Source organism: Brevundimonas huaxiensis, assembly GCF_014218725.1.
Taxonomy (GTDB): domain Bacteria; phylum Pseudomonadota; class Alphaproteobacteria; order Caulobacterales; family Caulobacteraceae; genus Brevundimonas; species Brevundimonas huaxiensis.
The window spans coordinates 1-5,482 of record NZ_JABBJE010000019.1; the positions used below are offsets into that span (position 1 = coordinate 1).

Here is a 5,482-nt window from a genome sequence, read left to right on the forward strand (position 1 = left end):
GATGATGAGAAGACATTGTCTGCGATCGTTCTGGTCTGAACGATCATCGAATGAGTTTTGCTGAGAAACGATCAAACCGATCGGATTATTAGTACCAGTAAGCTTCATGGGTCGCCCCACTTCCACACCTGGCCTATCAACGTGGTAGTCTTCCACGATCCTCAGCGAAGCCTTGTTTTGAGGTTAGTTTCCCGCTTAGATGCTTTCAGCGGTTATCTATTCCATACTTAGCTACCCTGCTGCACAGCTGGCGCCATGACAGGTACACCAGAGGTATGTCCATCCCGGTCCTCTCGTACTAGGGACAGATCCTCTCAAGCTTCGAACACCCACGGCAGATAGGGACCAAACTGTCTCACGACGTTCTGAACCCAGCTCACGTACCACTTTAAATGGCGAACAGCCATACCCTTGGGACCTGCTCCAGCCCCAGGATGTGATGAGCCGACATCGAGGTGCCAAACTTTGCCGTCGATATGGACTCTTGGGCAAAATCAGCCTGTTATCCCTAGAGTACCTTTTATCCGTTGAGCGATGGCCCTTCCACTCGGGACCACCGGATCACTATGGCCGACTTTCGTCTCTGCTCGACTTGTCAGTCTCGCAGTCAGGCGGGCTTATGCCATTGCACTCGACGACCGATTTCCGACCGGTCTGAGCCCACCATCGCGCGCCTCCGTTACACTTTAGGAGGCGACCGCCCCAGTCAAACTACCCACCACGCCATGTCCCGGGACCGGATAACGGCCCTCGGTTAGACGTCAACGACAGTAAGGGTGGTATTTCAAGGACGACTCCACCAGAGCTGGCGCCCCGGTTTCATAGTCTCCCACCTATCCTACACATACGGTCGCTAACGCCAAGGCGAAGCTATAGTAAAGGTTCATAGGGTCTTTCCGTCTGACCGCGGGAACCCCGCATCTTCACGGGGAATTCAATTTCACTGAGCCTATGCTGGAGACAGTGGGGAAGTCGTTACGCCATTCGTGCAGGTCGGAACTTACCCGACAAGGAATTTCGCTACCTTAGGACCGTTATAGTTACGGCCGCCGTTTACCTGGGCTTCAGTTCGACGCTTTCACATCTCCCTTTAACCTTCAGGCACCGGGCAGGCGTCAGACCCTATACGTCGCATTGCTGCTTCGCAGAGCCCTGTGTTTTTGCTAAACAGTCGCTACCCCCTGGCTTGTGCCACTCAGTCCTGCTTGCGCAAGGTGAGTCACGCTTATTCCGAAGTTACGCGTGCAATTTGCCGAGTTCCTTCAGCATAGTTCTCTCAAACGCCTTGGTATGCTCTACCTGACCACCTGTGTCGGTTTCGGGTACGGTCTCTGCTGGAGTTATTTCCTGGGACAACGCCCCCGCACACACAATCCAATAAGTGGGTACGAGTTAAGCCATCCGTCACTTCCAGCTGGTGCAGGAATATTTACCTGCTTCCCATCGACTACGCTTTTCAGCCTCGCCTTAGGGGCCGACTAACCCTGCGCAGATTAGCTTTACGCAGGAACCCTTGGTCTTTCGGCGAGAGTGTCTCTCACACTCTTATCGTTACTCATGTCAGCATTCTCACTTCCGATACCTCCAGCCAGGCTCACGCCTGACCTTCACCGGCCTACGGAACGCTCCGCTACCGCTTGCAGTAAACTGCAAACCCATATCTTCGGCGCACGGCTTGAGCCCCGTTACATTTTCCGCGCAGGATCGCTTGATCAGTGAGCTGTTACGCTTTCTTTAAAGGATGGCTGCTTCTAAGCCAACCTCCTGATTGTCAAAGCAATCCCACATCGTTTCCCACTTAGCCGTGACTTGGGGGCCTTAGATGATGGTTAGGGTTGTTTCCCTTTTCACGACGGACGTTAGCACCCGCCGTGTGTCTGCCCGATAGTTCTCTTGGGTATTCGGAGTTTGGTTAGTATTGGTACCGCTCGCGCAGCCCGCAACCATCCAGTGCTCTACCCCCCAAGGAATTCGTCGGACGCTCTACCTAAATAGATTTCGCGGAGAACCAGCTATGTCCAGGTTTGATTGGCCTTTCACCCCTATCCACAAGTCATCCCAGAATTTTTCAACATTCACGGGTTCGGTCCTCCAGTTGGTGTTACCCAACCTTCAACCTGCTCATGGATAGATCACCTGGTTTCGGGTCGTCATACGTCGAACTTAGCGCCCTATTCAGACTCGCTTTCGCTGCGCCTACACCTAACGGCTTAAGCTTGCTCGACACATGAAGTCGCTGACCCATTATACAAAAGGTACGCCGTCACCGCGCTTGGCGGCTCCGACTGCTTGTAGGCTTCCGATTTCAGGATCTGTTTCACTCCCCTTGTCGGGGTGCTTTTCACCTTTCCCTCACGGTACTTGTTCACTATCGGTCGTAGAGGAGTACTTAGGCTTGGAGGGTGGTCCCCCCATGTTCAGACAGGATTTCACGTGTCCCGCCCTACTCGAGTCTCTTGCTGTTTGATGACTACGGGGCTTTCACCCACTATGGCCGACCTTTCCAGATCGTTCGTCTTTATTTCACAAGAGCACTGGCCTGGTCCCGGTTCGCTCGCCACTACTACGGGAGTCTCGGTTGATGTCCTTTCCTCCGGGTACTGAGATGTTTCAGTTCCCCGGGTTCGCTTAATGAAGCCTATGTATTCAGCTCATTATACCTTTCAACAATCCGCCAATCGCTGCCCCGAAGAGCAGAGTTGGAAGACTGTAAAGGTGGGTTTCCCCATTCGGAAATAACCGGATCAAAGGGTGCTAGCGCCTCCCCGGTTCTTATCGCAGCTTGCCACGTCCTTCATCGCCTCTCTACGCCAAGGCATCCGTCAGAAGCCCTTCAACGTTTGATCGTTTCTCAGCAAAACTCATGCTTGGTTTATTCCGCCCGACTGGAAAGATGCCGGGGGACCAAGCCTGATTTTTGTCAGACAATGTCTTCTTCTCGAACAGGACCTAAAAGCTCAGGGGAGCCGGTCACGTTCTTCCTTTACGATATCAATGCACGCCAACCCGAAGGCCGACGGCAAACTTGAATGCGATCACAAGATCCTGGTGGAGCCAGACGGAGTCGAACCGACGACATCCTGCTTGCAAAGCAGGCGCTCTACCAACTGAGCTATGGCCCCTTCTCAGGGTGTAGCCAGGAGAGCTGTCGACGATACTGCCATGAGCTGGAGTCCAGCAGGGCTGGTAGGCCCGGGCAGACTCGAACTGCCGACCTTACGCTTATCAGGCGTACGCTCTAACCACCTGAGCTACGGGCCTATGGCAGCGACAGCCGGGTCATAAACACCCAGGCTCGCGATCGCGTCACCAACTCAACGACCCGTATGGTCGAGGCGTCGATGACGAAAGTGGAAAGAGAAACGGAGACGGCGGCGTTCCGCCGTTTAGTGGAGCCTCAATAGACAGTCTCGTGAGAGACGGCCTGGAGAAGCATCCTTAGAAAGGAGGTGATCCAGCCGCAGGTTCCCCTACGGCTACCTTGTTACGACTTCACCCCAGTCGCTGACCCTACCGTGGTCGCCTGCCTCCTTGCGGTCAGCGCAGCGCCTTCGGGTAGAACCAACTCCCATGGTGTGACGGGCGGTGTGTACAAGGCCCGGGAACGTATTCACCGCGGCATGCTGATCCGCGATTACTAGCGATTCCAACTTCATGCCCTCGAGTTGCAGAGGACAATCCGAACTGAGACGACTTTTAAGGATTAACCCTCTGTAGTCGCCATTGTAGCACGTGTGTAGCCCACCCTGTAAGGGCCATGAGGACTTGACGTCATCCCCACCTTCCTCCGGCTTAGCACCGGCAGTCCCATTAGAGTTCCCAACTAAATGATGGCAACTAATGGCGAGGGTTGCGCTCGTTGCGGGACTTAACCCAACATCTCACGACACGAGCTGACGACAGCCATGCAGCACCTGTGTCCTAGTCCCCGAAGGGAAAGCCACGTCTCCGTGGCGGTCCAGGCATGTCAAAAGGTGGTAAGGTTCTGCGCGTTGCTTCGAATTAAACCACATGCTCCACCGCTTGTGCGGGCCCCCGTCAATTCCTTTGAGTTTTAATCTTGCGACCGTACTCCCCAGGCGGATTGCTTAATGCGTTAGCTGCGTCACCGAAATGCATGCATCCCGACAACTAGCAATCATCGTTTACGGCGTGGACTACCAGGGTATCTAATCCTGTTTGCTCCCCACGCTTTCGAGCCTCAGCGTCAGTAATGAGCCAGTGTGTCGCCTTCGCCACTGGTGTTCTTCCGAATATCTACGAATTTCACCTCTACACTCGGAGTTCCACACACCTCTCTCATACTCAAGACACCCAGTATCAAAGGCAATTCCGAGGTTGAGCCCCGGGATTTCACCCCTGACTTAAATGTCCGCCTACGCTCCCTTTACGCCCAGTAATTCCGAGCAACGCTAGCCCCCTTCGTATTACCGCGGCTGCTGGCACGAAGTTAGCCGGGGCTTCTTCTCCGGGTACCGTCATTATCGTCCCCGGTGAAAGAATTTTACAATCCTAAGACCTTCATCATTCACGCGGCATGGCTGCGTCAGGCTTTCGCCCATTGCGCAAGATTCCCCACTGCTGCCTCCCGTAGGAGTTTGGGCCGTGTCTCAGTCCCAATGTGGCTGATCATCCTCTCAGACCAGCTACTGATCGTCGCCTTGGTGAGCCTTTACCTCACCAACTAGCTAATCAGACGCGGGCCGCTCTAAAGGCGATAAATCTTTCCCCCGAAGGGCACATTCGGTATTAGCACAAGTTTCCCTGAGTTATTCCGAACCTAAAGGCACGTTCCCACGTGTTACTCACCCGTCCGCCACTAACTCCGAAGAGTTCGTTCGACTTGCATGTGTTAGGCCTGCCGCCAGCGTTCGCTCTGAGCCAGGATCAAACTCTCAGGTTGAGTTGACTTCTGACCTAAGCATCGGACCGACCGAAGTCGTCCTTGGCATTAGTTCTACGTATTTTATTGACGAGTTCCCACGTCATCGATCCGAAGACCGACGCATGGTATCTTTTCAAAAAGACCGCAGATAGTCAGTGTCGTATGATAGCCTCTGAGGACTATCGCAAGAACACCGCCGCCTGCGTTTCTCTTTCCAAATCAACAATGTCAAAGACCCTGGAACCTCCGGAGAGGCCCGACCGTTTAACGCCGTGTCGTCGGCGGAGGCGGCGATTTAGAGAACCGCAAACCCCGTGTCAACCGCTCTTTTCAGAGATCTTTCGGAGAGAAGAGCGAACCCTTCAGACCGCAAGAAACCACCGGAGGAAAGCGAGGCTTACCTCTGAAAACCCGTCGGCGATTCGATTGGAGCGCGGAACCTAGTGAAACCAACCGATGAAAGCAAGAAGTTTTTCGCTTCTTTCTTCCGTGGGACCTCGGAGACCTTCACCCCCCCGCGGCCCCGCCGGCCAGCCCGTTTCCGAGCGAGGCGGCTCTATACGGAGAGGCTGATTTGTCAGCAAGCGGATTCTGACA

Annotated in this window: 2 tRNA genes and 2 rRNA genes; all 4 read right to left on the reverse strand. The window is 54.3% G+C overall.

Going from position 1 to position 5,482, the window contains the following annotated elements:
• Positions 1–67 precede the first annotated feature (67 nt).
• Positions 68–2,846, reverse strand: a 23S ribosomal RNA gene (locus tag HF680_RS15580).
• 200 nt (positions 2,847–3,046) lie between these two features.
• Positions 3,047–3,122 (reverse strand) — tRNA-Ala (locus HF680_RS15585).
• 62 nt (positions 3,123–3,184) lie between these two features.
• Positions 3,185–3,261 (reverse strand) — tRNA-Ile (locus tag HF680_RS15590).
• A 181-nt stretch (positions 3,262–3,442) separates the two neighbouring features.
• Positions 3,443–4,903 (reverse strand): 16S ribosomal RNA (locus HF680_RS15595).
• The 16S and 23S rRNA genes sit together here with 2 tRNA genes alongside, the layout of an rRNA operon.
• Positions 4,904–5,482 lie beyond the last annotated feature (579 nt).